Source organism: Methylobacterium sp. 001424705 (genome assembly GCF_059816145.1).
The window spans coordinates 46,619-72,464 of sequence record NZ_JCBANU010000002.1; the positions used below are offsets into that span (position 1 = coordinate 46,619).

Consider the following 25,846-nt stretch of genomic DNA (forward strand, 5'->3'; position numbering starts at 1 on the left):
GCGGCGTCCTGCCAACCCCTTGTCGCGGTGCGGCCGTTACATTTTGCACTGCGCGGCACCGCCCGGACCGGGTCTGAGCGCGGGTCCGACCGGACGGCGTGGCCCGGGGGCGCTCGGGACGGCGGGACCGTTCCGGCGCGCTGCGTGGTGGATGGCACCGGGGCGTCGCCCCCGCCCGGGGAGACAAGCCGGGCGCCGAGGACTATCAGGAGAGGGTCGCCGGGTCTTCCGCGCGTCGCGGCTGCCGGGGCCGGACACGCCCATCCCCTCGTCGATCACGCGGTCCGCCGCGCGTCCCACACACCGGATGGAGGGGAATGCCCCTGCGCCGCCTCCTGTCCCTGATGTGCCTCGCGGCGTTCGTCGTCGCCCTCTCGGCCGCCTGCCTGCCCTGGTCGGTCGCGACGCCGCGCCTGCGGGCCTTCGTGGCACGGGACTTCGCGCGGGTCTACGGGCTCGCCATGACCGCGCGGGGGCCGACCGAGGTCACCCTGCTGCCGCTGCCGCGCCTGGGGTTTCGCGATGTCCGCCTGGCCGCGGGCGGCGTCGACGGTCCCGTCCTGGCGGAGGGCGGCGCCCTCTCCCTCCAGCTGAGCCTGCTGGCCCTGCTGACGGGGCGCCTCGAGGTGAACACCCTGGGGCTCGACGGCGCGACGGTCTACCTGCCCTCGGGGCCGGACGACGCCCGCTGGGCCGAGCCCGTTCGGCTTCTCGGCGCGCGCCTCGCGGTGGACGGCGCCGCGCATCCGCGCCGCATCAGCCTGTCGCGTGCCGTCGCCAAGGGCCTCGATCCCCGGGACGGCTCTCCCCAGACCGCCCGCGACCTCGACCTGACCCTGTCCTGGCCGCTCTGGAGCGCCCAGGCCGAGATCTTCGGCAGCTTCCAGTGGAGCGCCATGCCGACGCGGTTCTCCGTCTCGGGCCTGCGGGTGATCGACCTCCTCGACGGCGGCGCCACGCCCTACGCCCTCACGGCGAGCTGGGCCGCCGGGACCCTCACGGCCGAGGGCAGCGGCGTCGTCCGGGCCGAGGGCCTGACACTGACCGGGCTCGGCCAGTTCGAGACGCGGTCCCTGCCGGAGACCCTCGCCTGGGCCGGTGGCGACGTCGCCCTCTCGCCGTTCGTCAGGGCGTTCGGGATGACCGGCAATTTCGAGATGACGGGGCGTCAGCTCCTGCTGCCCAACGTCCGGGTCTCCTTCGGCGACAATCGCCTGGAGGGGGCCGGTGCCGTCTCCTTCGGACGGGGCCGTCCGGCCGTGCAGGCGACCCTGGCGGCCGAGACGCTGAACCTCGCGCCCCTGCTGGCGGATCTGCTGAGAGCCGTCGGCGCCCCCGACTGGCGCCTGCGCGCCCTCGCCCTCGCGCCCTATACCGGCGGCGACCTCGACCTGCGAATCTCGGCGGGCGCGGCCCGGTTCGGTCCGATCCTCGCCGAGGACCTGGCCGCCAGCGTCCTGGTCCGGGACGGGAATATCGAGGCGTCCCTGAGCCGCGCCGCCCTGGGGGGCGGAACCCTCAAGGGCCGCCTCGCCCTCGCCACCTCGCTCAAGGACGCGGCCGTGACCGACGCCAAGGTGCAGGGTGCCTTCGACCGGCTCGACCTGGCGGTCGTCCCCGGCGCGCTGCGCCCGGAGAACTGGATCCTCGGCACGGCGCAGGGCCAGTTCCAGGCCGAGGGCTCGGGGGCCGACCTGCACGCGCTGCTGCAGCATCTCGACGGTCATGCCGCCCTCTCGGTCGACGCCGGCACCGTGATCGGGCTCGACCTGAACGAGGCGGCCCAGCGCAATCGGATGCCGGCCCGGCGCGTCGGCCGCACGGCGTTCGAGCGTGCGACCCTGAGCCTGCGCTTCCGCGACGGAATCGGCGAGATCACCGAGGGCACGATGGAGGCCAACGTCCTGGCTGCCTCCCTGCGCGGCACCGTCTCGCTGCCGGACCGGCGCTGCGACACCCTCGCGGAGATCTCCGCACGGGGGACGGCGTCGGAGAAGCGGCCGCCGATGCGCGTCCAGATCGCGGGTCCCTTCGGCAACCTCGACGTGCGCAGCCTCGCCCTGGACGCCACGCCGGACCTGCGCGGCGGCGCGGTGGCGCCGTCAAAGTCCCTGCGGATGCCGGCCGTCGGGCTGGCCCTCCCGGCCGGCGCCCGCGCCTACGCCCCGTAGCGGAAGGCCGGCCCTCGGCGTTTCAGGCTACACCCTTGCGCCCGGTCAGCCACGAGGCGGTGAGCACGAGGGCGGTGACGGCGCCGACGAGAAGCGTCGAGGCCGCGTTGATCTCCGGGTTCACCCCGAGCCGGACCTGGCTGTAGAGCCGCATCGGCAGGGTCGTCGCCCCCGGCCCCGAGACGAAGCTCGCGATGACGAGGTCGTCGAGGGACAGGGTGAAGGCGAGGAGGAAGCCCGCCGCCAGGGAGGGCGCGATCAGCGGCAGGGTGACGGTGGCGAAGACCCGGCCCGGCGCCGCGCCGAGATCGGCCGCCGCCTCCTCCAGCGCGCCGTCGAGACCGCGCAGGCGCGCCCCGACGATCACCGCCACGAAGCCGAGGCCGAGGGTCGCGTGCGCGACGACCAGGGTGAGGAGGCCGCGATCGAGGCCGAGGCCGACGAAGAGCAACAGCAGCGACAGCCCGGTGATCACCTCGGGCATGACCAGCGGCGCGTAGATCAGCCCGGTGAAGACCCGCCGGCCGGCGAAGCGCCCGCCCCGGTCGAGGGCCAGGGCCGCCAGGGTCCCGAACACCGTGGCGAGGGCGGCCGAGGCCAGCGCCACCGCGAGGGAGACGCCGGCCGCCGCGCGCAAGGGGGCGTCGGCGGCGAGCACGCCGTACCAACGGGTCGAGAACCCGCCCCAGACCGTGACCAGGGCCGAAGCGTTGAACGAGTAGATCACCAGGATCAGGATCGGCGCGTAGAGGAAGCCGAGCCCGAACGTGAGGGCGATGCGGTCGAGGGCCCTCACCGGCCGGCCTCCCGCGCGGTCGCCCCGTCCTCGCGGAACAGGATCAGCGGGCCGACCACCAGGACGAGGACCAGGATCGCCACCGCGGAGGCGAGCGGCCAGTCGCGGTTGGAGAAGAACTCGCTCCACAGCACCCGCCCGAGCATCAGGGTGTCCGAGCCGCCGAGCAGGTCCGGGATGATGAACTCGCCCACCATCGGCACGAAGCAGAGCAGCGCCCCGGCCACCAGCCCGGGGCGGGCCAGCGGTAGGGTCACGGTCCAGAACACCCGCGCGGGCCCGGCGCCGAGATCGGCCGCGGCCTCGGCCAGGCGTGGGTCGCGCTTGGCCAGCACGGCGTAGAGCGGCAGCACCATGAAGGGCAGGTAGGCGTAGGTGAGCCCGATCAGCACCGCCCCTTGGGTGTTCAGGATCTCCAGGGGCTGCGCGATCAGCCCGAGCCGCATCAGGCCGGCGTTGAGCAGCCCCTCGGGCTTCAAGATCGCGATCCAGGCATAGATGCGGATGAGGAAGCTCGTCCAGAACGGCACGATGAGGAGCGCCACGAGGAGCGGCTGACGGCGCTCCGGGGCGCGGGCCATGGCGTGGGCGATCGGGGTGCCGATCAGGGCGAGAATCGCGGTGGCGACGGCCGCGAGCGTCACGGAGGACAGGGCGGCGTCGCGGTAGAGGGCGTCGCCCGCCAGCGTTTCGAAGTTGGCGAAGTCGAGGGCCTCGAGGAAGCTGCCCCAACCCTCGAACCCCGCGCTCCAGTCGAGCACCGGCAGGTAGGGCGGCTGCGCGGTGGCCGGCGTCGAGAGGCTGATCTTCAGGGTCAGGATCACCGGCAGCAGCACGAAGGCGGCGAGCCACAGGGCGGGCAGGACCGGGAGCCAGCGCTTCATGCTCACCCCGCCGCCGGCATCAGCCAGGCCCGCTCGGGCGGATAGGACAGGTGGACGGTCTCTCCCACGCCGGGCGCGTCGGCGCCCGTGGGCGCGCTCACCCGCCAGAGCGATCCGTCGGCCATGCGGACCCGGAGCCGGATGCGGTCGCCGAGATAGGTCGTCTCGACCACCTGCCCGGGCAGGGCCCGTCCGTCCCCGGACGGGGTGCGGGCCAGCGCGATCCGTTCGGGCCGCAGGGCGATGACGCCTTCCCCGTCGGCTGCGCCGCGGGCGCGCATTGGCCCGAGCGCGGTGTCGAGGGTGGACAGGCCGCCGGGGTCGCGGTCCAGCACCCGGCCCGGGATCAGGTTCACGTCGCCCAGGAGCCCGGCGACGAAGCGGTTGGCCGGGCGCTCGTACAGGCTCGCCCCGTCACCGATCTGCACGAGGCGGCCGCCCTCCATCACGCCGATGCGGTCGGCCAGCGCCAGGGCCTCGCCGGGATCGTGGGTGACCACGAGGAAGCTCGTGCCGAGGCGCCGCTGCAGGGCGCGCAGCTCCCCTTGCGTCTCCTCCCGCAGGGCGCGGTCGAGGGCGCCCAGCGGCTCGTCGAGGAGCAGCACCTTCGGCGCGCGCGCCAGGGCGCGGGCCAGCGCCACCCGTTGCCGCTGCCCGCCGGACAGGGTGTCGGGCCTGCGCGGGCCGAACCCGTCGAGACGCACGAGGCGCAGGAGCTCGTCCACCCGCGCCGCGCGGGCCGCGCGCCCGAGGCCGGTGAGGCCATAGGCGATGTTGGCGGCCACGCTCATGTGCGGGAACAGGGCGTAGGACTGAAACATCATGTTGACCGGCCGGCGATGCGGCGGGTCGGCCGTGATGTCGGTGTCCCCGAGGCGGATCGTGCCCGAGGTCGGGCTCTCGAAGCCGGCGATGAGGCGCAAAAGCGTGCTCTTGCCGCAACCGGAGGGACCGAGCAGGCAGACGAACTCGCCGGGCTGCAGGGTGAGGTCGAGGTCGGCCACCGCCGCGTGCGCGCCGAAGCGCTTGCCGAGGCCGGCACAGGTCAGCAGGCCGGCGGGACCGGGCGTGCGCGTCGACGCCATCGCGGGTGCCGGACCCTTAGCCATCCTCGCGCAGCGCTTCGGCGACGCGGGCCTCCAGGAGGTCGGGCCGGCGGATCACCAGGGCGCCGCGAGTCCGGTCGATCAGGCCGTCGGCCGCCATCACGGTGAATTCCCGCGTCACCTGCTCGCGGCGGCAGCCGATGCGGGCGGCGAGCACATGGTGGTAGGGCGGCGGCGTGACCACCCGCTCGCCGTCGCCGCCGGCGCGGGGCACCGACAGGCGCAGCAGCTCGGCATAGAGCCGGTGGCGCAGGTCGAGGAGCGCATGCTCCATCAGGCGGGTGTTCAGCTCGCGCACGCGCTTGGCCAACAGGCGGAACAGCCGGTCGGCGATCGCCTCGGAGGCGAAGATGATCTGCCGGAACACGGGGGCGGGCACCACGCAGACCTCGCCGCGGGTCAGGGCCGTGACGTTGGCCGAGCGGCCGATGCCGTCCAGCGCGGCCAGCTCGCCGAAGAAGGCGCCGCCGCGCATCTCGCCGAGAATCACTTCCTTGCCCGATTGCGAGCGGTTGAGGATGCGCACTTCGCCGGAGGCCAGGAAATAGACGTCGGTGGAGACGTCGTCGTAATCGACCAGAACCTCGTTCTCGTCGAAGCGGCGCCAGTGGCAGCGCGTCTCGTAGACGGACAGCTCGATTCCCGGCTCCTTGAAGAACGGGATGGTCGTCAGCCGTCCTGTGGTCACGCGTCCTGCCCCCTCGATGATCGAACCTGATCGATACGCCGTGCAATTCCTGGGTCAAGCTGTCCCGTACTGCTCGCCTGCCGATAGGCGTGGATGCGAGGTCCGCGCCAACCGCACAGGCCGGTGCGGGGCGCGCGGCCCCGGCCGCTTGCCAGTGAGGCCCCGACCCCGCAAAAGCGCGCCATGCTCCGCGTCAACGACCTCACCTACCGCATCGGCGAGCGCCTGATCCTCGACGGCGCCACCTTCGTCATCCCGGATCGCGCCCGCGTCGGCCTCGTCGGGCGCAACGGCGCCGGCAAGACCACCCTGTTCAAGGCGATCCTCGGCGAGCTGCCCACCGAGGGCGGCACGGTCTCGATGCCCAAGGGCATGCGCATCGGCGCGGTGGCCCAGGAGGCGCCCGCCGGCCCCGAGACCCTGCACGCCGTGGTGCTGGCCGCCGACACGGAGCGCGCCCGCCTGATGGCGGAGGCCGAGCACGCCGACGGCCTGCGCCGCGCCGAGATCGAGACCCGGCTGGTGGACATCGAGGCGCACTCGGCGCCGGCCCGCGCGGCGGCGATCCTCCACGGTCTCGGCTTCGATGCGGAGGCGCAGGGGCGCCCCTGCGCCGACTTCTCCGGCGGCTGGCGCATGCGCGTGGCGCTCGCCGCCGTGCTGTTCTCCGAGCCCGACTTGCTGCTCCTCGACGAGCCGACCAACTACCTCGACATCGAGGGCACGATCTGGCTCTACGACTACCTGGAGCGCTATCCCCGCACGGCCGTCATCATCAGCCACGACCGCGACCTCCTCGACGAGTGCGTCGATCACATCCTGCACCTCGACCGGGGCAAGCTCAGCATCTACCGGGGCGGCTACACGAGCTTCGCCCGGCAGGTCGCTGAGAAGCGCGTGCTCCAGGCCAAAGCGAAGCAGAAGCAGGACGCGGAGCGGGCCCATCTCCAGAGCTTCGTGGACCGCTTCAAGGCCAAGGCCACCAAGGCCCGGCAGGCCCAGTCTCGCGTCAAGCGCCTCGCCAAGATGGAGATCATCGCCTCAGTGATCGAGGACGACGTGCCGGCCTTCCGCCTGCCGAGCCCCGAGCGGCCGCTCTCCCCGCCCATCGTCGCCATGGAGCGGGTGCAGGCCGGCTACCCGGACCGGATCGTGCTCACGGGCCTGAACTTGAGCCTCGCACCCGACGACCGGGTGGCGCTGCTCGGCGCCAACGGCAACGGCAAGTCGACCTTCTGCAAGCTCATCGGCGGGCGCCTGCCCCCCTTGAGCGGCGACTTGCGCCGCTCCTCCAAGATGGAGGTCGCCTACTTCGCCCAGCACCAGCTCGACGAACTGCGCCCGGCCGAGAGCGCCTACGCCCATGTCCGCGACCTGATGCCGGACGTGCCCGAATCGAAGGCCCGCGCGGCGGCGGCCCGCCTGGGCTTCTCGGGCACCAAGTCGGAGACGCCGGTCTCCCAGCTCTCCGGCGGCGAGAAGGCGCGCCTGCTGATGGGGCTCGCGGCCTTCCGCGGCCCGCACCTCCTGATCCTCGATGAGCCGACGAACCACCTCGACATCGAGAGCCGCCAGGCCCTGGTGGAGGCGATCAACGACTACGAGGGCGCCGTCATCCTAGTGAGCCACGACCGCTTCCTGGTGGAGGCCTGCGCCGACCGGCTCTGGCTCGTCTCGAACGGCAGCGTGAAGGCCTTCGACGGCGACATGGACGATTACCGCCGCTACGTCCTCGCCGGGCCGGAGCGCGAGGCCGAGAAGGGCGCGGCGGACTCCACCGGCGGCGCCAAGGCGATGGAACGGCGCTCCAATGCCGACCGCCGCGTCGCTCTCGCACCCCTGCGCAAGAAGCTCGAGGGCGTCGAGGCGCGCATGAAGAAGCTCACCGACGCCATGGCCAAGATCGACGCGGCGTTGGCCGACGGCACCGCCTTCCAGGCCAACCCGGCCAAGGCCGGCGAACTCGCCAAGATGCGCGCCGACGCCGCCGCCGCCCTGGAGACGGCCGAGGAGGAGTGGCTGGAGCTCAGCGGCGAGATCGAGGGCGCGACCGCCTGAGCGGGGTCGAGCCGCTCCCCGCGGTGCTGCGATACTCCAGGAGAGGACCCCGTGTTCGGAAATCAGCCCGCAGCACCCCGTCATCCCGGGGCCGCGCAGCGGAGCCCGGGATCCAGACACGCAGGTCGTGTAAGACTTCACGCTGTCGGCGGTTCTGGATTCCGGGCTCGCCTGCGGCGCCCCGGAATGGACGGTGCGGTCGCGGCTGCCTTTCCGGTGATGGGGGCACGCACGCATCCTCCCTCGACCGGCGGCGGCTGGCGGAGCCACCCCCACGCCTCACCTTTCCCCACAAGGGGGAGAGGAACGCGTTCCGCTGCCCTCGGGCGTCGCCTGCGCAAAGAGGCACGACGTAGCCCTCCTCCCCCTTGTGGGGAGGAGTTGGAGGCGGGGGTGGTTGGGCGACCCTTGACCGGCGACGTCTGGCGGAACCACCCCCACTCCTAACCTCTCCCCACAAGGGGGAGAGGGACGCGCCCTGTCCTGGGGCGTCGTTTGCTGGAGAGGCACGACGCACCCCTCCTCCCCCCAAGGCGAGCGAGACGCGCCCTGATCGTGAAAGGACCAGCACCGACCGCAAGGCCGCTCGGAAACATCCAAACCGCCGGGGCGTTTCCGACGGCGCAACCCGAGGGACCCCGACGATGCCTGATGCCCCCCGCCGCCGGCTCGGGCCCTTGCTGGCGCTGCTTCCTTTCGGTGCCGCCGGGGCCTGTATCGCCTATAGCCGCCTCGGCATCGACCATCGTCGCCGGATGCCGCCCGCCCTCCCCGGCCGGCAAGAATGCCTGGGCAGCGATGCGGGCGGGCTGTCGTTCTACGCCGATGGGCCGGCCGAGGGCGTGCCGCTCCTGCTGATCCATTCCGTGAACGCGGCGGCCAACGCCTACGAGGTCCTCCCGCTCTATCTGCACTACGCGAAGCAGCGTCCGGTCTACGCCCTCGACCTGCCAGGCTTCGGCTTCTCCGAGCGCAGCGACCGGGTCTACACGCCGGAGCTGATGACCGCGGCGATCCACGCCATGGTGGCCGAGATCCGCCACCGGCACGGGGGCGCCGCCATCGACGTGATGGCGCTTTCCCTCTCGGCCGAGTTCCTGGCCCGGGCGGCCCTGGCGCGCCCCGACGATTACCGCAGCCTGGGGCTGATCAGCCCGACCGGTTTCGACAAGCGCTACGAGCGCCGCAATCCGTCCGGCAGCGACACGGCCCGGGCGGTGGCGGCCTATCCGCTCTGGGGCCAGGCGCTGTTCGACCTCCTCGTCAGCCGCCCGAGCATGCGGTTCTTTCTCGAGAAGACCTGGGGCTCGCGCAGCATCGACGAGGGCCTGCTGGATTACGACCAGATCTCGGCCCACCAGCCCGGCGCCGAATTCGCGCCCTTCTCGTTCCTGGCCGGGCACCTCTTCGCCACCGAGACGGGCCGGATCTATCCCCGCCTCGACCGGCCGGTCTGGATGATCCATGGCACCCGCGGCGATTTCGTCGACTACCGATACGCCGACCGCTTCCGCGGCGATCCGAACTGGACCCTCGACGTGCTGGAGACGGGCGCTTTCCCGCATTTCGAGCGCCTGGGCGCGGTCACCGCCCGCTACGACGCCTTCTTGGCGCGCCACGCGCGCTGAGAGCTCTGCCTAGCGCGCCAAGCGCACCGAGAATCCTGCCTGGCGCGGCTTGGGCGGTTGAGCCCCTGGTCGGTCGCGCCGCGCCGGGTTAGTCGAGGGGCACGCCCCTCGATAAAAATCCGGAGCCCCGATGTCCGACCTCACCCTCGCCGCCGCGCAGACCATCGTCGCCACCGCCCTGGAGACCGCCCGCGCCCACAAGCTGAAGCCCCTGGCCGTGGTCGTCTACGACGCGCGCGGGGCCCTCAAGGCGATGGGCGCCGAGGACGGGACTTCCCTGCGCCGCGCCGAGGTGGCGATGGGCAAGGCGAATGGCTGCCTTGCCCTCGGCCTCGGCGGCCGGGCGATCCACAAGCGCGCCGAGGAGCAGGCCTACTTCGTCGCCGCCGTCAGCCACCTCGTCGGCCCCGCCGCCCTGGTGCCCGTGCCGGGCGGCGTCCTGATCCGCCGGGGCGAGGCCGTGATCGGCGCCGTCGGCATCTCGGGCGACACCTCCGACAACGACGAGCTCTGCGCGCTGGCCGGCATCGAGGCGGCGGGGCTCACCGCGCAGACCGGCGCCTGAACCGATGCCGCGCCCGCATCGGCGGCACTGGCTCGTCGGCGGCGCGGCGCTCCTGGCCGCCGGAGGCCTCGGCCGGGCTGTGGCCGCGCCGGCGGACCTCTACCGGCGCGGCAACGATGCGGACCCCGAGACCCTGGACCCGCACAAGTCCTCGACGGTGGCCGAGGCGCATATCCTGCGCGACCTCTACGAGGGCCTGCTCACCTACGACAATCACGGCGCGATCATCCCCGGGGCGGCCACCGCCTGGACCCTGTCCGATGATCGCCTTACCTACGACTTCGCCCTGCGCGCCGACGGGCGCTGGTCGAACGGCGATCCGGTCTTAGCCGGGGATTTCGTCTTCGCCCTCCGGCGCATCCTCGCCCCCGCCACCGCGGCCAAATACGCCGAGGTCCTGTTCCCCCTGAAGAACGCCCGGGCGGTGAACCAGGGCGGATTGCCCCCCGAGGCCCTCGGGGTCGTCGCCCCGGACGAGCGGCGCCTCGTGCTGACCCTGGAGCAGCCGACGCCGTACCTGCTCGAACTCCTGACGCACCAGACCTCGCTGCCCGTGCATCCGCCCTCCCTGGCCCGGCACGGCGACGCCTTCGCGCGGGCCGGCAACAGCGTGACCAACGGCCCCTACCGCTTGGCGGAGGTGGTACCGAACGACCGCATCACCCTGGAGCGCAACCCGCATTTCCACGCGGCGGCCACGGTGGCGATCCCGCAGGTGGCCTTCCTGCCAACGCCGGACCTGTCGAGCGCGGTCCGGCGCTACGCGGCCGGCGAGATCGATTCGCTGGCCGACCTGCCCGGCGACCAGATCGCTTCGCTCAAGGCGCGCTTCGGCTCCGAAGTGGTGCTCGGCCCCTCACTCGGCCTCTATGCGCTCGCGGTGAACACCCGCAAGGCGCCCTTCGACGACGTCCGGGTCCGGCGCGCCCTCTCCCTCGTCATCGACCGCGAGTTCCTGGCCAGCCAGCTCTGGGGCGGGACCATGGACCCGGCCTATTCCCTCTGCCCGCCCGGCCTCGACCATTATCGCCGGCCGCCCGAGACCGAAGGCCGCGAGGCCCTGCCGATCGATCGCGAGGACGAGGCCCGGGCGCTGCTGGCGGCCGCCGGCTTCGGCGAAGGCCGGCCCCTGCGGCTCGAGTATCGCTTCAACACCAGCGACAACAACCGCAACACGGCGCTCGCCATCGCCGACATGTGGCGCGGCATCGGGATCGAGACCCGCTTCGTCTACACCGACGCCAAGACCCACTTCGCCTACCTGCGCGACGGCGGCGACTTCGACGTGGCCCGCATGTCCTGGATCGCCGACTATTCCGACCCACAGAACTTCCTGTTCCTGCTGGAGACGGGCAATGACGGCCTCAATCCCGGCCATTACAGCAACCCGGCCTACGACGCCCTGATGCGGCGGGCGGCGGCCGAGCGCGACATCGCCCGACGGGCCGACCTCCTCTTCGCGGCCGAGACGATCGTGGTCACCGAACTGCCCTGGATCCCGGTGATGCACACCCGCTCGAAGGCCCTGATCGCGCCGCGCCTCGCCGGCTACCACCCGAACCTGCGCAACGCCGCGCCGACCCGGTTCCTGAGGCTGACGGCGTGATCGGCTTCGTCCTGCGCCGCCTCCTCCAGGCGATCCCGACCCTGCTCGCCGTGGTCACCGCGAGCTTCTTCCTGATCCGCCTCGCCCCGGGCGGGCCCTTCGACCTGGAGCGGCCCCTGCCCCCGGCCGCCATGGCCAACCTCGCCCGGGTCTACGGCCTCGACCAGCCGCTGATCGTCCAGTACGGGCGCTACCTCGGCGCCCTGCTCACCGGCGATTTCGGGCCCTCCTTCTCCTTCCGCGACCTCACCGTGGGCGAGCTGTTCGCCCGCGGCCTGCCGGTCTCGATGACGCTGGGCGCCCTCGCCCTGGCGCTCGCCCTGGTGCTCGGCATCGGCCTCGGCGCGCTGGCGGCCTTCCGCCGGGGCAGCGCCGTCGACCGCCTCGTCGGCCTCGGTGCCGGCCTGACGCTCGCGGTGCCGACCTTCGTGGTGGCGCCCCTGCTGCAGATCGTGTTCGGCCTGACCTTGCGCTGGCTGCCGGTGGGCAGCTGGGAGAACGGCGCGCCGGCCAACCTCGTGCTCCCGGTGGTCACCCTGGCCCTACCCCAGGTCGGGGCGCTCGCCCGCCTCACCCGCGCCGCCCTGGCGGAGGTGCTGGCCGCGCAGCCGGTCCGGACCCAGCGCGCCATGGGCCTGCCGCCCCACCGCATCGCCCGCCACGCCCTGCGCGGCGCCCTGCTGCCGGTGGTGGCGATCCTCGGGCCGACGGCGGCCTCGCTGCTCACCGGCTCGGTGGTGGTCGAGACCATTTTCGGCCTGCCCGGCATCGGCCGCTACTTCGTCGACGGCGCGCTCAACCGCGACTACACCCTGGTGATGGGCACCGTCGTGCTGGTGGCCGTCTTCGTCATCGCCCTCAACCTCGTGGCCGATCTCCTGTCCGGCCTTCTCGACCCGCGCCTGCGGGCGGCCCGGTGAGGCGCGTCCTCGGGCGCCTCGCCCGCAACGGGAGCGCCCTGGCGGCCCTCGCCGTCCTGGCGCTGGTCGCCCTCGCCTGCCTCGCCGGTCCCCCGCTCACCGGCCACGATCCGGGCCGGATCTATCCCGACCTCGTGCGCACCGCGCCCTCGCTGCGCGCCCATCCGCGCCCCGAGGCCATCGCGCCGGCGGTGGAGCGCCTCGCCTTCCGCATGCGGGTGACGGCCGCGGACATCCGGGTCGCGGACGGGCGCCTGCGCGTCACCCTGTCGGCGCCGAACCCGATCAACGCGCGGGTGCTGAGCTACCTGCCCCGCTCGGACCTGTTCGGCCCCGCCACCATCCTGTCGCGGGAGGCCGAGGGGCGCCGCCTCGTGGTCGAGGCGCCGGTGCGGCGGCTCTTTTTTCCCCTCGGCACCGACGTGCTCGGGCGCGACCTCCTTACGCGCAGCCTCGTCGCCGGCCGGATCTCGCTCCTCATCGGCCTCGTCGCCACCGGCGTCGCGCTCCTCATCGGCGTCACCTACGGGGCGGTGGCGGGCTATGCCGGCGGCCGGGTCGACGCGGTGATGATGCGCGGCGTCGACGTGCTCTACGCCCTGCCCTTCGTGTTCTTCGTCATCCTGCTGCTGGTGTTCTTCCGGGCCGGGCTCGGGCTGATCCTCGTCGCCATCGGCGCGGTGGAATGGCTCGACATGGCCCGGATCACCCGGGCGCAGACCCTGTCGCTGCGCCACCGCGACTTCGTGCGCGCCGCCGAGGCGCTCGGCCTCTCCGCGGTCGCGATCCTGCGCCGGCACATCGTCCCCAACACCCTCGGGCCCGTCACCGTGGCGGCGACCCTGCTGGTCCCCAAGGTGATCCTGCTGGAGAGCTTCCTCTCCTTCCTCGGGCTCGGCGTGCAGGAACCGTCCACGAGCTGGGGCGCCCTGATCGCCGAGGGCGCACGGGCCATCGAATCCGCCCCCTGGATGCTCGCCGCCCCGGCCGGGTTCCTCGTCGCCACCCTGGTGGCACTGAACGTGCTGGGCGACGGCCTCGCCGAGGCCCTCGACCCGCGTCTCAGCGCGGATTGGTGAGTCCGGGATAAACCACCCGGACCACGCGCCGCTCTTCCGGGATCTCCGAGACCGGCCGGCCCTTGGCGTCCCGCGCAGGGCCCGCCTCCGCCGGCACGACGTCGCTCGGCCGCAGTCGCCACGGATCGAGGGGCCGCGCCGCCGCGCCGCGTCCCGCTTCGGATGCGGCGGCGGGCGGGACCCCGAGGGCGGTGAGGGCGAGAAGCAGGGCGGAAGACACGCGGGCAGGCATCGGCAGGGCGTCCGGGAGAGCCTGCCGAGTTCAGCGGAGATGACTTAACCTTTGCGTGAAGCTTGGCGGAACCGCCGGGCACCGCGCCGGATTGCCAACAACTGTCGTACAGCACGGTTAACGAGGATTCGATGGCAACCAAGGCCGTGGCGGACCGGGGCAGCGCGAGCGCGGGGACGACGCCGGAGCGGGTCCCGATGGGAACCGTGATCGACACCGACATCTCCGCCCGGCTCGACCGCCTGCCCTGGGGGCGCTTCCACGTCCTCGTCATCGTGGCGCTGGGCATCACCTGGGTGCTCGACGGCCTCGAAGTCACCCTCGCGGGCTCCCTCGTCGGGGCGCTGCGAGCCGAGCCCATGAGCTTCACCGAGTTCGACATCGGCCTCGCGGCGAGTTCCTACCTCGTCGGCGCCGTCACGGGCGCGCTGGGCTTCGGCTGGCTGACCGACCGCATCGGCCGCAAGAAGCTCTTCTTCATCACCCTGGCGCTCTACCTCGCCGCCACCGCCGCCACGGGCCTGTCCTGGAATATCTACAGCTTCTGCCTGTTCCGCTTCCTCACGGGCGCCGGCATCGGTGGCGAATACACGGCCATCAACTCGACGATCCAGGAACTCGTGCCGGCTCGCGTGCGCGGCTGGACCGACCTCGTCATCAACGGCTCGTTCTGGATCGGCGCGGCGATGGGCTCGTTCCTCTCCATCGTGGTGCTGCGCCCGGGCATGATCGACCCGGCCTGGGGCTGGCGCATCGCCTTCTTCGTCGGCGGCGGCATCGGCCTCGTCATCCTCCTCCTGCGCACCTGGATTCCCGAGAGCCCGCGCTGGCTCGCCACCCACGGCTACGTCGCCGAGGCCGACCGCGTGGTCACCGCCATCGAGAAGCGCTTCACCGACGAGGGCCACACCCTGCCGCCGATCGACGAGGGCAAGCGCATGAAGCTCAGGACCCGCAGCCACACCCCCCTCAAGGAGGTGTTCGGCACCATGCTGGTCGGTCACCGCCGGCAGACGTTCGTCGGCCTCGCCCTGATGGTGGCGCAGGCCTTCTTCTACAACGCCCTGTTCTTCACCTACGCCCTGGTGCTGCAGCGGTTCTACAACGTGCCGGGCGACCATGTCGGTTGGTACCTGCTGCCGTTCGCCCTGGGCTCCTTCCTGGGTCCCGTGCTCCTCGGGCGCCTGTTCGACACCATCGGCCGCCGTCCCATGATCGCCTTCACCTACGGCATCTCGGCGGTCCTGCTGGCGATCACCGGCTACCTGTTCAAGATCGACGTGTTCGGCCCGGTGGGCCAGACGGCGGCCTGGATGGTGGTGTTCTTCTTCGCCTCCGCCGCCGCCAGCGCGGCTTACCTCACCGTCGCGGAGACCTTCCCCCTGGAGATCCGGGCCCTGGCCATCGCGGTGTTCTACGCGCTGGGCACCGGCATCGGCGGCGTCTCCGGGCCGCTCCTGTTCGGCGCCCTGGTGGAGACCGGCTCGCGGGACTACGTGCTGGTCGGCTACCTCATCGGCGCGACCCTGATGGCCGTGGCGGCGGTCGTGGGCGGTCTCTTCGGCACGGCGGCCGAGGGGAAATCCCTGGAAGACGTCTCGAAACCTTTGGCGGCCGCCTGATCTTCGGCGATCGAGCCCCGGCAAGGCTCGAAACCACCGGGATTGATCCGTGTCGGTCCGGCACCGACCGGGTCACGCCCATCTCGGGAAGGACCCCATGCGGATCGTCCCCACCGCCCTTTCCCTGGTCCTCGCCGGCGGCTCCCTGGCGTTGGCGCCGGGCAATGCCCGTGCCGAGATCGAGCCCCCCGGGCCGCCGCGCCTGACGATTCCGGGCGTCGTCGGCGAAGGGATCGTCTGGCCCGGCGGCATCGATAATCGGGGGCCGGGTTCAATCGGCACCGTCGCCCCCGGAGCCACTGGGGCCTCCAAGTGCCTCAAACGCGTCCGGCGCGTCCGGCAACGCCGCGTAGACCCAGACGCCGATCGCCAGCACCGGCGGCGGGGGCGGCAGCTGAACTTTAGGGCAGGCGGCGTTCGGCGAAGAAATCCCGCAGCAACCCGGCGGCCTCGGCTTCCCGGAAGCCGCCATAGACTTCCGGACTGTGATGGCAGGTCGGCTGGTTGAAGAAGCGCGGCCCGTTCTCCACGGCACCGCCCTTCGGGTCCGCGGCCGAGAAGTACAGCCGTCGGATCCGCGCGAAGGCGATCGCGGCCGCACACATCGCGCAGGGCTCCAGGGTGACGTAGAGGTCGCATCCGCTCAGGCGTTCGTCGTCGAGGGCCTGGCAGGCGGCCCGGATCGCCAGGATCTCCGCATGGGCGGTCGGATCGCGCAGGGCCCGCGGGCGATTGTGCGCCACGGCGAGGACCACCCCATCCCGCACCACCGCCGCACCCACCGGAACCTCCCCCTCCACCGCCGCCCGACGTGCCGCCGCGAAGGCGTGGCTGAGGGGGTCGGTGGCGGACGGATCGGTCTCGGGCATGATGGAATCCTGCGGATCGGGCGCCCGATCCCTGGCGCCCGATCCTTGGCGACCGCGACGCTGCTTCGCAATGGGCTGCATCCGAGGAACCCTCGACACCGCCGGCACGAAAGCCCAGCGACCCCCGGCTGGCGGTCCTGCGACGGCAGGTCGGGCCCGACGGCGGCTTCGTCACCGCCACGGGACATCGCCGCCGTCTTCGCACGCGGATTGTTCAAGCGCGGCGCGCCGATGGAGCCGCCGCACCGAGCAGAAGCCGAAGCCGTTCGTGGAATGGCTTCACGAGGATGTTAAAACCCGGAACATCGCACGGGCGTGGCCGTTGGGAAGGGCAATGCGGCACGGCCGACACGACGCCGACCGCCAACCCGAAGACGAGGAGCGCACGATGAGCAGCACCACCGACAAGATCAAGGGTCTCGCCAACGAGGCTGTCGGCAACGTCAAGCAGGGCATCGGCAACGTGACCGATAACGACAAGCTGAAGGCCGAGGGCAAGGCCCAGGAGCTGAAGGGCGAGACCCAGAAGACGGTCGGCGATGCCAAGGACGGCGTCAAGAACGCCGCCGACGCGGTCAAGAGCAAGCTCTAAGTCTTTCGACCCCGGGTCTCGCATCCGGCGACGATGATCTCGGAAAGGCGGCGCGAGCCGCCTTTTCGCATGTTTGGGGATTGCATCCACCGAACCCGCGGCCCTTGCGCGCGGGATCACTCGCAACAATGCGTCCGCTCTGTTATGGGGCAGGCATGACCGACAAGACTGACGATACGATGGGCAAGTCTGAGGACGTGCCTGCCAAGACCTCCCGTTCGAAGCCCAAGGCTTCGGCAAACCCGTCGAGCAAGACCGTGGCGGCCTCCACCCAGACCGCGCCAGCGAATGCCCGCGCGTCCGCGCCCGCCGCAGGGGCGGCCGAGGGGGCGGCGAGCCCGCCCGCCAAGGCGGCCAAGGCCGCGAAGGCCAAGCCTGAGACGGCGGACGCCGCCAAGACGGGTGCGGGCAAGGCCGGCCCTGGCAAGACGGCGACCGCGACGGCTTCGGACACCCCGGCGTCCGGTGCGACGCCTTCGAAAGCGAAGTCCGCGAAGCCGGCCGCATCCGAGGAGACGCTCGCGGCGGAGACCGTGACGTCCAAGGCCCCGAAGGCGGCCTCCGCCAAGCCGAAGGCTGAGACGGGCAAGCCTGCGACGGCCGATGCCGCGTCGGCCAAGGCTGCGGCGGGCGCCGAACCCGTCGACACGGCGAAGCCGAAAGCCGCGAAAGCCAAGCCGGCCAAGGCCGAGGCGTCCCAGGACGTCTCGAAGGAGGCCTCCACCGTCGCGCCCGAGGCCGCGAGCGCAGTGGCAGAGCCGTCCGCGGCCAAGCCCGGGACGGCCAAGCCCAGGACGGCCAAGCCCATGACGGCCAAGCCCTCCAAGGCCAAGGCACCCGAAGCCGCGCCGAGCGAGGCTGTCGCCGCCGAGCCTCCCGCGCCCGCGGCGGCGGCGCCGCAGGCCGCCGCCACGACCTCTTCCGAGTCGAAGGCCCCGGCCGGGTCCTGGGCTCCGGCGACCGATGCCGGCATTCCCGGCCCTTCGGCCGAGGAGAAGCCGAAGGTCCGGCACGCCGCCATGCCCCGCGGCGGCGACGCGCCCCTACGCCGCAAGACCGCCATGGCAACGACCGCCGTGGCGAAGGCCGCCCAGCCGGGGACCGCGGCCGGCGGTCCCGCCCGCGACGAGGGCACGCCCGAGGGCGACCGCATCGCCAAGGCCATCGCCCGCGCGGGCATCGCCTCGCGCCGGGATGCCGAGGCGATGATCGAGCAGGGCCGCGTCACCCTCAACGGGCGGGTCCTGACCTCGCCGGCGATGAACGTGACCCCCGATGACCGGATTACCGTCGACGGCGAGCCGCTGCCGGCCCGCGAGCGCACGCGCCTGTGGATCTACCACAAGCCCCGCGGCCTCGTGACCACGGCGCGCGACCCGGAAGGCCGCCAGACCGTCTTCGACAACCTGCCCGAGGACCTGCCCCGCGTCGTCGCCATCGGCCGCCTCGACATCAACACCGAGGGGCTGCTGCTCCTCACCAACGATGGCGGCCTCGCCAAGGTCGTGGCCCATCCGGATACCGGCTGGCTGCGGCGCTACCGCGTGCGCGCCCATGGCGACACCACCCAGGCCGAGCTCGACAAGCTGCGCCGGGGCGTGACCATCGACGGCATGGATTACGGTCCGGTGGAGGCGACCCTCGACCGGGCGTCCGGCGACAACCTCTGGATCACCCTCGGCCTGCGCGAGGGCAAGAACCGCGAGGTCAAGCGCATCCTCGAGCATCTCGGGCTCGCGGTGAACCGGCTGATCCGCCTCTCGTTCGGGCCGTTCCAGCTCGGCGACCTCGAAGCGGGCCTGGCGGAGGAGATCCGCACCAAGGTGCTGAAGGAACAGCTCGGTCCGGCCCTCTCGGAACAGGCCGGCGTCGATTTCGAGAGCCCGGTGCGCGAGCCGATCGCGCCCTTCGGCTCGCCGAAGCAGCAGGCCAAGCAGCCCGCCCGCAGCGCCTCGGCCGCCCAGCGCCGCGACACCCGGGGCACCGACGACGAGGGGCCGCGCGGCGGCGGCCGCCCGATGGCGCCGGCCAAGCCCGCCCGCGTGCCCACCGGCGGCAACAGCGCCGGTCCGCGCCGCTCCGTCTGGCGCGCCGAGGACGAGGCCAAAACTGAGGATGGGACCCGGCGGGTCAAGATCCCGCGCCGGGGAGCCGACCCGAAGGTCGAGCGCGAGACGGCCGCCGCCCGGGGACGCGAGCGCGTCGGCGCCATCAGCACCGGCGAGCGCCGTGTCCTCGTGGAGCGCCTGAAGTCGAGCCCGCAGGAACCGGCCGCCGAGCCGCATCGCCGCGACAGCGCCGTGCGCCGTCGCGGGGACGAGGCCGCCCCCCGCGAGGGCCGCTTCCCCCGCGCCGAGGCCCAGGGCCGTCCGTTCCGGCAGGCCGACGACCGTGCCTCGGAGGCTCGCCCCGCCGGTGACCGGCCCGCTCGCGGCTTCGGCGGCGAAGGCCGGCCGCCGCGCCGGGACGACGACCGTCCGCGCGGGAACTTCCGCTCGCAGGACGGTGCCGAGCGCCGTGGTCCCCCGCGCGGGAGCGAGGACCGCCCCCGCGGCCCCTTCCGCGGCAACGCGAATCGCGCCGAGGGCGGCGACGACCGTGGCGCCCGTCCGGCCTCCCGCGGCGCGCCGGCCCGGGACGACCGCCGCGACGGCTTCCGGGGCGACAAGCCCAGCGGCTTCCGTGGCAACGACCGCCCCGGCGGCGACCGTGGCGGCTTCAAGGGCACCCGCCCGGACGGCGAGCGCGGTGGCTACAAGGGCACTCGCCCGGACGGCGACCGTGGCAGCTTCAAGGGCACCCGCCCGGACGGCGACCGTGGCAGCTTCAAGGGCACCCGCCCGGACGGCGAGCGCGGTGGCTTCAAGGGGGCCGGCAAGCCCGGCGGCGGTTTCAAGGCCGGTGGCAAACCCGGCGGTTTCAGCAAGCCCGGTGGCAAGCCCGGCGGTTTCAGCCGCGGCGGCTCCGGTGGCGGCAAGCCCGGCGGCGCCCGTCCGCCCCGCGGTGGCGGCCGGTGAGGATCGTTGGCGGCGATCACCGCGGTCGCCGCCTCGCCACGCCGAAGACCGATGCGATCCGGCCGACCTCGGACCGCCTGCGCGAGGCGCTCTTTAACGTCCTCGCGCACGCCTATGACGACGCCGTCGCCGGGGCCCGGGTCCTCGACCTGTTCGCCGGCACCGGGGCGCTGAGCTTCGAAGCCCTGTCGCGCGGTGCGGCCTACGCCCTCCTGGTCGACGAGGGCGCCGAGGCCCGCGCCCTGATTCGGGAGAACATCGAATCCTTCGGCGCCGAAGGGGCGACCCGCCTGTTCCGGCGCGACGCCACCCGACTCGGCCCGGCCGGTACCAGCGGTACCTTCTCCCTCGTGTTCTGCGACCCGCCCTACCACCGCGACCTCGCTCCGGCCGCCCTGGCCAGCGCGGCCACCGGCGGCTGGCTCGCTCCCGGCGCCCTCGCGGTCGTCGAGGAATCCGCGAGTGTCCACGTCGCCCTGCCGCCCGGATTCACCGAGCTGGAGCGCCGGGTCTACGGCGACACCGCCCTCGCCTACGCGCGCTACGCCGCCTGACGCGCGACCTCGACGCGAGCTGCGTGGTATACCGGCGCGACCGACGCGCGCGCGGCGGACCCCCGCGGCACCCGGGCGCGTTCCTCCGGTATGGTCCTCGCCGAACCCCGAACCGACGCCGCCGAGATCGATCCGGTCGCCTCCGACCCGCGCCCGTCCCGCCTCTGGCGACCGCGCCGCGTCCTCGTCACCCCGGCCGCCCTGGAGCACGCGCACGGCCGCGCGATGGTGGCTCGCGCCGAGGCCCTCGGGTTACCGGTCGAGCGCTTGGCTGCCAACCGTCTGACGGGCTTACGAAATCTGGACCCACGGATCGCGTATCGCGAGGCGAAGGCGACCCTCGCCATCGTCGTCGCCCCACCGACCAAGCTGAAACTCCAGCCGATTCCCCCGAGCGCCGACTGGCGCTTCGACCTCGCCGAGGGCTGCCCGGCCCATTGCCAGTACTGCTACCTGGCGGGCTCTCTCTCGGGCCCCCCGGTGACGCGGGCCTACGCGAACCTCGACGCGATCCTCGACAACCTGCCGGCCTATCTCGGCCAGGGCGCCATCACCTCGACCCAGGCTGACCGCGCCCAGGAAGGCACCACCTTCGAGGCCTCGTGCTACACCGATCCCCTCGGCATCGAACATCTCACCGGCTCGCTCTCGGCCGCCATCACCCGCTTCGGCGCCTGGGACGCACCGGTCCAACTTCGCTTCACCACCAAGTTCGCGGCCGTCCAGCCCTTGCTCGGCCTTGCCCACAACCGGCGTACCCGCATCCGGTTCTCCGTGAATGCGCGCTCGGCCGCTCGCTACGAGGGGGGAACGGCGAGTTTGGATGCGCGCCTGGCGGCCCTCCGGGAGGTCGCGGAGGTTGGCTATCCGGTCGGCCTCACCATCGCGCCGATCCTGCCGGTCCCGAACTGGCAGGACGCCTATGCCGGCTTGATACGGGATGTCGCCGCGGCGCTGTCGGGCGTGAAGGGCATCGATCTCACCGTTGAACTCATCACCCATCGCTTCACGCCCGGTTCGAAGAGCGTTCTGCAAGGGTGGTATCCCGGTTCGGATCTTCCGATGACGGAGACGGAACGAAGTCGCAAGCTGACGAAATTCGGATCGGTGAAGTACGTCTTTCCGCGAGATCTGATGCAGTCCATGCGTTCTTGGCTGACGGGAGAGATCCAGCGCACCTTGCCGGCTCGTATCCTTTACTGGACGTGAGATAATATCCTGCCTTCAATTTGGTCGGCCTTCATCGAAGCGACTTCGTGCCTCCTGGATCGCCGGAAGATTCGAGAATGCCCAGGCCCCCAGGGCCTGAACGGGGACCTGCAGGGATCGCCCGAGATCCGTAAGTTCATACTCCACCCGGGGCGGAACAGTAGGATACACGGTCCGTGAGACCAAGCCGTCGCGCTCGAGGCCCCGGAGGGTGAAGGTCAGCATCCGCTGCGAGACGCCCCCGACCAGGCGCTTCAATTCGTTGAAGCGCCGCGGCCCTTCCGTCAGCATCATCACCACGAGGATCGACCACTTGTCGCCGATCCGCGACAGGACTGTGCCGACGACCCGGCAATCGCCCGGGTTGTGCTGTGCGGTCGTCGCGGTTCCCTCGTTGTGCCCCAGTTCCACGAATGTGCCTCCTTGCGCGGGAGCGCATCTGGTTCTCTATACCGCCTCGGTACACTTCTGATACCGGGGATCGAAGATGAAACTCCTGCACGTCGACGGAAGCATTCTGGGGGACCATTCGGTCAGCCGCGCGGTTTCGGCTGCGATCGTCACGCATCTGACGGCGGCGACACCGGGCCTCGACGTCACCTACCGCGATCTCGCCGCGACGCCGATTCCGCACCTCTCGGGTGCCTACCTGGCAGGCCACCAGCCGAACGCGACGAACACCCCTGATATCCAGCACGACGTCGAGCTCGGCCGTTCCGTCCTTGCCGAATTCCTCGCCGCCGACATCGTGGTGATCGGCGCGCCTCTGTACAACTTCACGATCTCGTCGCAGCTGAAGGCCTGGATCGATCGTATCCTCGTGGCGGGCCAGACCTTCAAGTACACCGAGAGCGGCGCCGTCGGCCTCGTTCCGCAGAAGCGGGTCATCGTAGCCGTTGCTCGGGGCGGTCTTTACGGAGCGGGAACACCGAACGCGGCGGCGGAGCATGCCGAGACCTACCTGCGCGTGGTTCTGGGTTTCATCGGCATCACGAACCCGGAGATCATCGTCGCCGAGGGCATCGCACTCGGTCCGGACGCCCGCCAGAAGGCCCTCGACGGTGCTCTGAAGGCCGCCTCCGACCTGCCGGCGGCCTAGCGCCGTCCGAAGAGCCGCTCGATGTCGTGGAGCTTCAGCTCCACGAAGGTCGGGCGGCCATGGTTGCAGGTGCCGGCGAGCGGCGTCGCTTCCATCTCGCGCAGGAGCGCGTTCATTTCCTCTGGGTGCAGGCGCCGGCCCGCTCGGATCGAGCCGTGGCAACTCATCCGCGACAGGATCGCGTCCAGGCGTCGGCCGAGGGGGCCTGCACCCGCATCGGTGCTATCGGGGCTTTCGTCTTCGAGACCACTCTGGCTGAGCGCATCGAGGATATCGGTGACGAGGGTTCGGATCGAGGCGCCGGCGAGAGCGGCCGGTACCTCCCGCACGAGGACGGCGCCCGAGCCGAACGGCTCGAGCGTGAGGCCCAGGCGGTCGAGATCGGGGGCCGCGGCGACGAGGCGCTCCGCCTCGCCGGGAGCCATCTCCACCACGTCGGGAATCAACAGGCCCTGACGGGCAATGCCGCCCCGTGCGCGTTCGCGTTTCAGCCGTTCATAGACCAGGCGCTCGTGGGCGGCATGCTGATCGACGAGGACAAGACCATCGGCCGTCTGGGCGACGATGTAGGTCTCGTGCAACTGAGCCCGCGCCGCTCCAAGGGGGTGCGCCTGTTCGTCCGCTGGCTCCACCCCTGGGCGCAGATCCGCCGCCGGGGGGGCGAAATCATGCGCGAAGCGGGCCTGGGGCGCCTCGGCCAATCCGGCGAGCGCCGGCGAGCGCGGAACCGCCTGGCGGTAGGGATAGGGCGCAGCAATGGACGGCACCGAGCCCGGTCGGTTCAGTGAGGGGATCGGATAGGTACTGGTGCCCGAATGAACGGCGAGACCGGTCGGCCGCAAGGCGTCCAACGTGCGGGCAGCGCCCGTGGTGGAGCCGCGCAGGCCGGCTTGACGGAGGGTCTCGTGGATCGCACTGACGATCAGGCTCCGGATCAGGCCGGGATCGCGAAAGCGGACTTCGGTCTTGGCCGGATGCACGTTCACGTCCACCAGCGACGGATCGCACAGGATCGCCAGCGCGAGAACCGGGTGGCGGTCGGAACTCATGGAATCGGCGTAGGCGCCCCGGACTGCGCCGAGCAGTAGGCGGTCACGGACCGGCCGGCCATTGACGGTGAAGTGGATCTGGCTGGCAGCGCCCCGATGGAAGCTCGGCAGGCCGATATGACCCGCAAGCGCGAAGCCCTCGCGGGCCATGTCGAGGGCTAGCGAATTCGATCCGAAGTCGGTGCCGAAGATCCCAGTCAGGCGCCGAAGGGTTGCGGAAGAACCCGTTTCTGTCTCGGCCGCGAAGATGAGCGGCGTCCCACTCTCCGATCGCAGGACAAGTCGGATTTCGGGCTGCGCCACCGCGAGGCGGCGCAGGATGTCGCCGATCGCCGCCGTTTCGGCCCGGTCGGACTTCAGGAATTTCAGTCGCGCAGGCGTGGCCGCGAACAGATCGGACACCTCAATGCGCGTGCCGCGCGCGCTCGGTGCCGGGCGGACTTCGCCCTTGATGCCCGCATCGACCGTAAGGGTGACACCCGTTTCGGCCTTGGCCGTGCGACTGGTAAGAGTCAGGCGCGCGACCGCGCCGATGGAGGGTAGGGCCTCGCCACGAAAGCCCAGCGTTTCGATGCGGGTAAGGTCTCCCCCTGGAAGCTTCGAGGTGGCGTGTCGCTCTACGGCGAGCGCAAGATCATCCGCATCCATGCCCGCGCCGTCATCGACCACGCGGATCAAGCGTCGGCCGCCTCCTTCGATCGTGACCTCGATACTGCGTGCGCCAGCATCGATCGCGTTCTCGACGAGTTCCTTGACCGCTGAGGCAGGCCGCTCAACGACCTCGCCCGCAGCGATACGGTCGACGAGGATCGGATCGAGGCGACGGACGGGGCGAGGTGGCGTGGGCATGCGGAGGAAACTATAGGTGCCCTCGGACACAGCCGAAAGGCCAGGATGGAAACGTTGGTTCGTGCCACACCCGCTGCCGATTCGACGCACGCTCACGAGGGTGACGACAAGGTCGACGGTATGAAGATCTTACGGTTCTCTTTCGAGGGGCTTGTCCGCGCGTGAAGGCCAAGCTGCAGCGCTGCCGCACCGTATGGGGACGGATCGAACAGCGCGATACACTTCCGGGACTGCGTGCGGTGACCAACGCCGTGTATCAGCCGGCGACCCCGGACGGGAGTTGGGCGCTGTGCGATGCTGATGGCACCATCATCGAATTTGGCGCCAATCCCATGCTGACGGACGTCGTGGACGAGGCGGACGATCGCCCGACTCTCTTCATCGGTCCGCTGATCACCCATTACGGCCATTTCCTCCTCGGCACCTTCGCGCGCCTCTGGCCACTCCTCACCTGGAGGGGACCGAAGCCACGCCTCCTCTGCTACGCTGAAGGACCTCTGGATGCGCTGCACGCGAAATGGGCGACGCTACCGTTCCTCGCCGACATTCTCGCCCGCTTCGATCTGACCATCGCAGACCTCGTGACCTTCCAGAACGTGACGCGGATCCCGAAGCTGCTGGTTCCGGAGCCGAGCGTAAAGGAGCAGGACTTCACCCATGCGATCTACGGCACGCTCACGCACTATACCGGCGAGGCGTTCTACGACCCAGTCGCTGTCGATCGGGAAACGCGGCCGGTCTACCTGTCGAAAGCAAGATTGGCATCGGGGATCTCGCGCCTGCGCAACGAGGATGTGCTGTGCGAGCGTCTGGCGCGGCAGGGGGTGGACATCGTTTTCCCGGAGACCCTGCGGTTTCCTGAGTTGGTTCGTCTGCTTTCGGAACGGAAAATGGTTCTTGGAACGGCAGGCTCGGCGTTTCACACGGCCGTCTTCGCGGCGCCGAACCGCCGGATCCTCGCGTTGAACTGGACGCCTCCGGTCCACGCCAACTATCCCCTGCTCGATGCGCTCAATGGCACGCAGGCGCGGTACTACTTCGTTCCGGGGAGCATGATCGAAGAGGAGCCCGGCTTTCATTTCGGGTGGTCGATCCCGGACCCACTAGCGGTCGCGGCCGAGATGCTGGAGCGCGCGCATGCCTTCGACAGCCTCGAGGCCCGCGATGCCGCCGAGGACGCGGCGCGATGGCGATCCAAGTGGATCCCGGGCTGGAAACCGGTCCAGCGCTGGCTCGAGCGCCGCCTCTGAAGG

Annotated in this window: 22 protein-coding genes; 14 read left to right on the forward strand and 8 right to left on the reverse strand. The window is 71.5% G+C overall.

All coding sequences use genetic code 11. The annotated features are described in order from the left end of the window. Window positions 1-317 precede the first annotated feature (317 nt). Complete coding sequence (locus AC6EUL_RS02445; RefSeq protein ID WP_499868670.1) at window positions 318-2,171, forward strand: AsmA family protein; 1,854 nt, start codon at window positions 318-320, stop codon at window positions 2,169-2,171. 22 nt (window positions 2,172-2,193) lie between these two features. On the opposite strand, the gene AC6EUL_RS02450 is transcribed toward AC6EUL_RS02445, so the two are convergent. From AC6EUL_RS02450 to AC6EUL_RS02465, 4 genes are read right to left on the reverse strand one after another with little or no spacing between them, the layout of a single operon-like run. Then, complete coding sequence (locus tag AC6EUL_RS02450) at window positions 2,194-2,967, reverse strand: ABC transporter permease subunit (protein WP_499868672.1); 774 nt, start codon at window positions 2,965-2,967, stop codon at window positions 2,194-2,196. Then, on the reverse strand, window positions 2,964-3,851 hold the full coding sequence (locus AC6EUL_RS02455) for an ABC transporter permease (RefSeq protein WP_056211188.1): 888 nt from the start codon (window positions 3,849-3,851) through the stop codon (window positions 2,964-2,966). The genes AC6EUL_RS02450 and AC6EUL_RS02455 overlap by 4 nt, the downstream gene beginning before the upstream one ends. A 2-nt stretch (window positions 3,852-3,853) precedes the next feature. Next, on the reverse strand, window positions 3,854-4,936 hold the full coding sequence (locus AC6EUL_RS02460) for an ABC transporter ATP-binding protein (protein ID WP_499868674.1): 1,083 nt from the start codon (window positions 4,934-4,936) through the stop codon (window positions 3,854-3,856). A 16-nt stretch (window positions 4,937-4,952) separates the two neighbouring features. After that, on the reverse strand, window positions 4,953-5,645 hold the full coding sequence (locus tag AC6EUL_RS02465) for a Crp/Fnr family transcriptional regulator (protein WP_056180343.1): 693 nt from the start codon (window positions 5,643-5,645) through the stop codon (window positions 4,953-4,955). A 183-nt stretch (window positions 5,646-5,828) separates the two neighbouring features. Between AC6EUL_RS02465 and AC6EUL_RS02470 the strand changes: the two genes are divergently transcribed. The 6 genes from AC6EUL_RS02470 (at window position 5,829) to AC6EUL_RS02495 (ending at window position 13,501) form a co-directional block, all read left to right on the forward strand. Beyond that, the gene (locus AC6EUL_RS02470; RefSeq protein WP_056354025.1) at window positions 5,829-7,703 is read left to right on the forward strand and encodes an ABC-F family ATP-binding cassette domain-containing protein; all 1,875 of its coding nucleotides are present in this window, start codon (window positions 5,829-5,831) and stop codon (window positions 7,701-7,703) included. Window positions 7,704-8,347: 644 nt separating this feature from the next. After that, window positions 8,348-9,331: an alpha/beta fold hydrolase gene (locus tag AC6EUL_RS02475; RefSeq protein WP_499868676.1), complete on the forward strand. Its 984-nt coding sequence runs from the start codon at window positions 8,348-8,350 to the stop codon at window positions 9,329-9,331. Between the two features lie 130 nt (window positions 9,332-9,461). Next, window positions 9,462-9,896 (forward strand): GlcG/HbpS family heme-binding protein, encoded by a 435-nt coding sequence (locus AC6EUL_RS02480; RefSeq protein WP_055952868.1) that lies wholly within the window; start codon window positions 9,462-9,464, stop codon window positions 9,894-9,896. A gap of 4 nt (window positions 9,897-9,900) precedes the next feature. Further along, window positions 9,901-11,502 carry a peptide ABC transporter substrate-binding protein gene (locus AC6EUL_RS02485; RefSeq protein WP_499868679.1) on the forward strand — a complete coding sequence of 534 codons (1,602 nt, stop codon included), beginning with the start codon at window positions 9,901-9,903 and terminating at the stop codon, window positions 11,500-11,502. Then, window positions 11,499-12,422: an ABC transporter permease gene (locus tag AC6EUL_RS02490; RefSeq protein ID WP_499868681.1), complete on the forward strand. Its 924-nt coding sequence runs from the start codon at window positions 11,499-11,501 to the stop codon at window positions 12,420-12,422. Before AC6EUL_RS02485 ends, AC6EUL_RS02490 begins: the two co-directional genes overlap by 4 nt. Continuing rightward, the gene (locus AC6EUL_RS02495; RefSeq protein WP_499868682.1) at window positions 12,419-13,501 is read left to right on the forward strand and encodes an ABC transporter permease; all 1,083 of its coding nucleotides are present in this window, start codon (window positions 12,419-12,421) and stop codon (window positions 13,499-13,501) included. The genes AC6EUL_RS02490 and AC6EUL_RS02495 overlap by 4 nt, the downstream gene beginning before the upstream one ends. Here AC6EUL_RS02495 and AC6EUL_RS02500 read toward each other — a convergent pair. After that, a complete protein-coding gene (locus tag AC6EUL_RS02500) occupies window positions 13,485-13,733 on the reverse strand; it encodes a hypothetical protein (protein WP_056211173.1) in 249 nt (82 codons plus the stop codon). The genes AC6EUL_RS02495 and AC6EUL_RS02500 overlap by 17 nt on opposite strands. A 131-nt stretch (window positions 13,734-13,864) precedes the next feature. Between AC6EUL_RS02500 and AC6EUL_RS02505 the strand changes: the two genes are divergently transcribed. Continuing rightward, window positions 13,865-15,355, forward strand: a complete 1,491-nt coding sequence (locus AC6EUL_RS02505) for an MFS transporter (protein WP_056211171.1) — start codon at window positions 13,865-13,867, stop codon at window positions 15,353-15,355. Window positions 15,356-15,756: 401 nt separating this feature from the next. Here the strand turns inward: AC6EUL_RS02505 and AC6EUL_RS02510 are convergent, their stop codons facing one another. After that, the gene (locus AC6EUL_RS02510) at window positions 15,757-16,224 is read right to left on the reverse strand and encodes a nucleoside deaminase (protein ID WP_499868684.1); all 468 of its coding nucleotides are present in this window, start codon (window positions 16,222-16,224) and stop codon (window positions 15,757-15,759) included. Between the two features lie 388 nt (window positions 16,225-16,612). Here AC6EUL_RS02510 and AC6EUL_RS02515 point away from each other — a divergent pair, with 388 nt between their 5' ends. From AC6EUL_RS02515 to AC6EUL_RS02530, 4 genes are all read left to right on the forward strand, one after another. Next, complete coding sequence (locus tag AC6EUL_RS02515; RefSeq protein ID WP_056211453.1) at window positions 16,613-16,816, forward strand: CsbD family protein; 204 nt, start codon at window positions 16,613-16,615, stop codon at window positions 16,814-16,816. Window positions 16,817-17,877: 1,061 nt separating this feature from the next. After that, window positions 17,878-19,833, forward strand: a complete 1,956-nt coding sequence (locus AC6EUL_RS02520) for a pseudouridine synthase (RefSeq protein ID WP_499868888.1) — start codon at window positions 17,878-17,880, stop codon at window positions 19,831-19,833. Further along, entirely contained in the window at window positions 19,830-20,387 is a 558-nt protein-coding gene (gene rsmD / locus AC6EUL_RS02525; protein WP_056272629.1) for a 16S rRNA (guanine(966)-N(2))-methyltransferase RsmD, read from the forward strand. The genes AC6EUL_RS02520 and rsmD overlap by 4 nt, the downstream gene beginning before the upstream one ends. Window positions 20,388-20,477: 90 nt before the next feature. Continuing rightward, a complete protein-coding gene (locus AC6EUL_RS02530) occupies window positions 20,478-21,596 on the forward strand; it encodes an SPL family radical SAM protein (RefSeq protein ID WP_499868687.1) in 1,119 nt (372 codons plus the stop codon). A gap of 15 nt (window positions 21,597-21,611) precedes the next feature. Here AC6EUL_RS02530 and AC6EUL_RS02535 read toward each other — a convergent pair whose 3' ends face one another. Further along, the gene (locus AC6EUL_RS02535) at window positions 21,612-22,007 is read right to left on the reverse strand and encodes a winged helix-turn-helix transcriptional regulator (protein WP_499868689.1); all 396 of its coding nucleotides are present in this window, start codon (window positions 22,005-22,007) and stop codon (window positions 21,612-21,614) included. A gap of 76 nt (window positions 22,008-22,083) precedes the next feature. Here AC6EUL_RS02535 and AC6EUL_RS02540 point away from each other — a divergent pair, with 76 nt between their 5' ends. Next, window positions 22,084-22,695 carry an FMN-dependent NADH-azoreductase gene (locus tag AC6EUL_RS02540; protein ID WP_056211160.1) on the forward strand — a complete coding sequence of 204 codons (612 nt, stop codon included), beginning with the start codon at window positions 22,084-22,086 and terminating at the stop codon, window positions 22,693-22,695. Here the strand turns inward: AC6EUL_RS02540 and mutL are convergent. Next, the gene (mutL, locus tag AC6EUL_RS02545; RefSeq protein ID WP_499868890.1) at window positions 22,692-24,593 is read right to left on the reverse strand and encodes a DNA mismatch repair endonuclease MutL; all 1,902 of its coding nucleotides are present in this window, start codon (window positions 24,591-24,593) and stop codon (window positions 22,692-22,694) included. The genes AC6EUL_RS02540 and mutL overlap by 4 nt on opposite strands. Before the next feature lie 161 nt (window positions 24,594-24,754). On the opposite strand from mutL, the gene AC6EUL_RS02550 reads away from it, so the two are divergent. Then, window positions 24,755-25,843 carry a glycosyltransferase family 61 protein gene (locus tag AC6EUL_RS02550; RefSeq protein ID WP_499868691.1) on the forward strand — a complete coding sequence of 363 codons (1,089 nt, stop codon included), beginning with the start codon at window positions 24,755-24,757 and terminating at the stop codon, window positions 25,841-25,843. Window positions 25,844-25,846 lie beyond the last annotated feature (3 nt).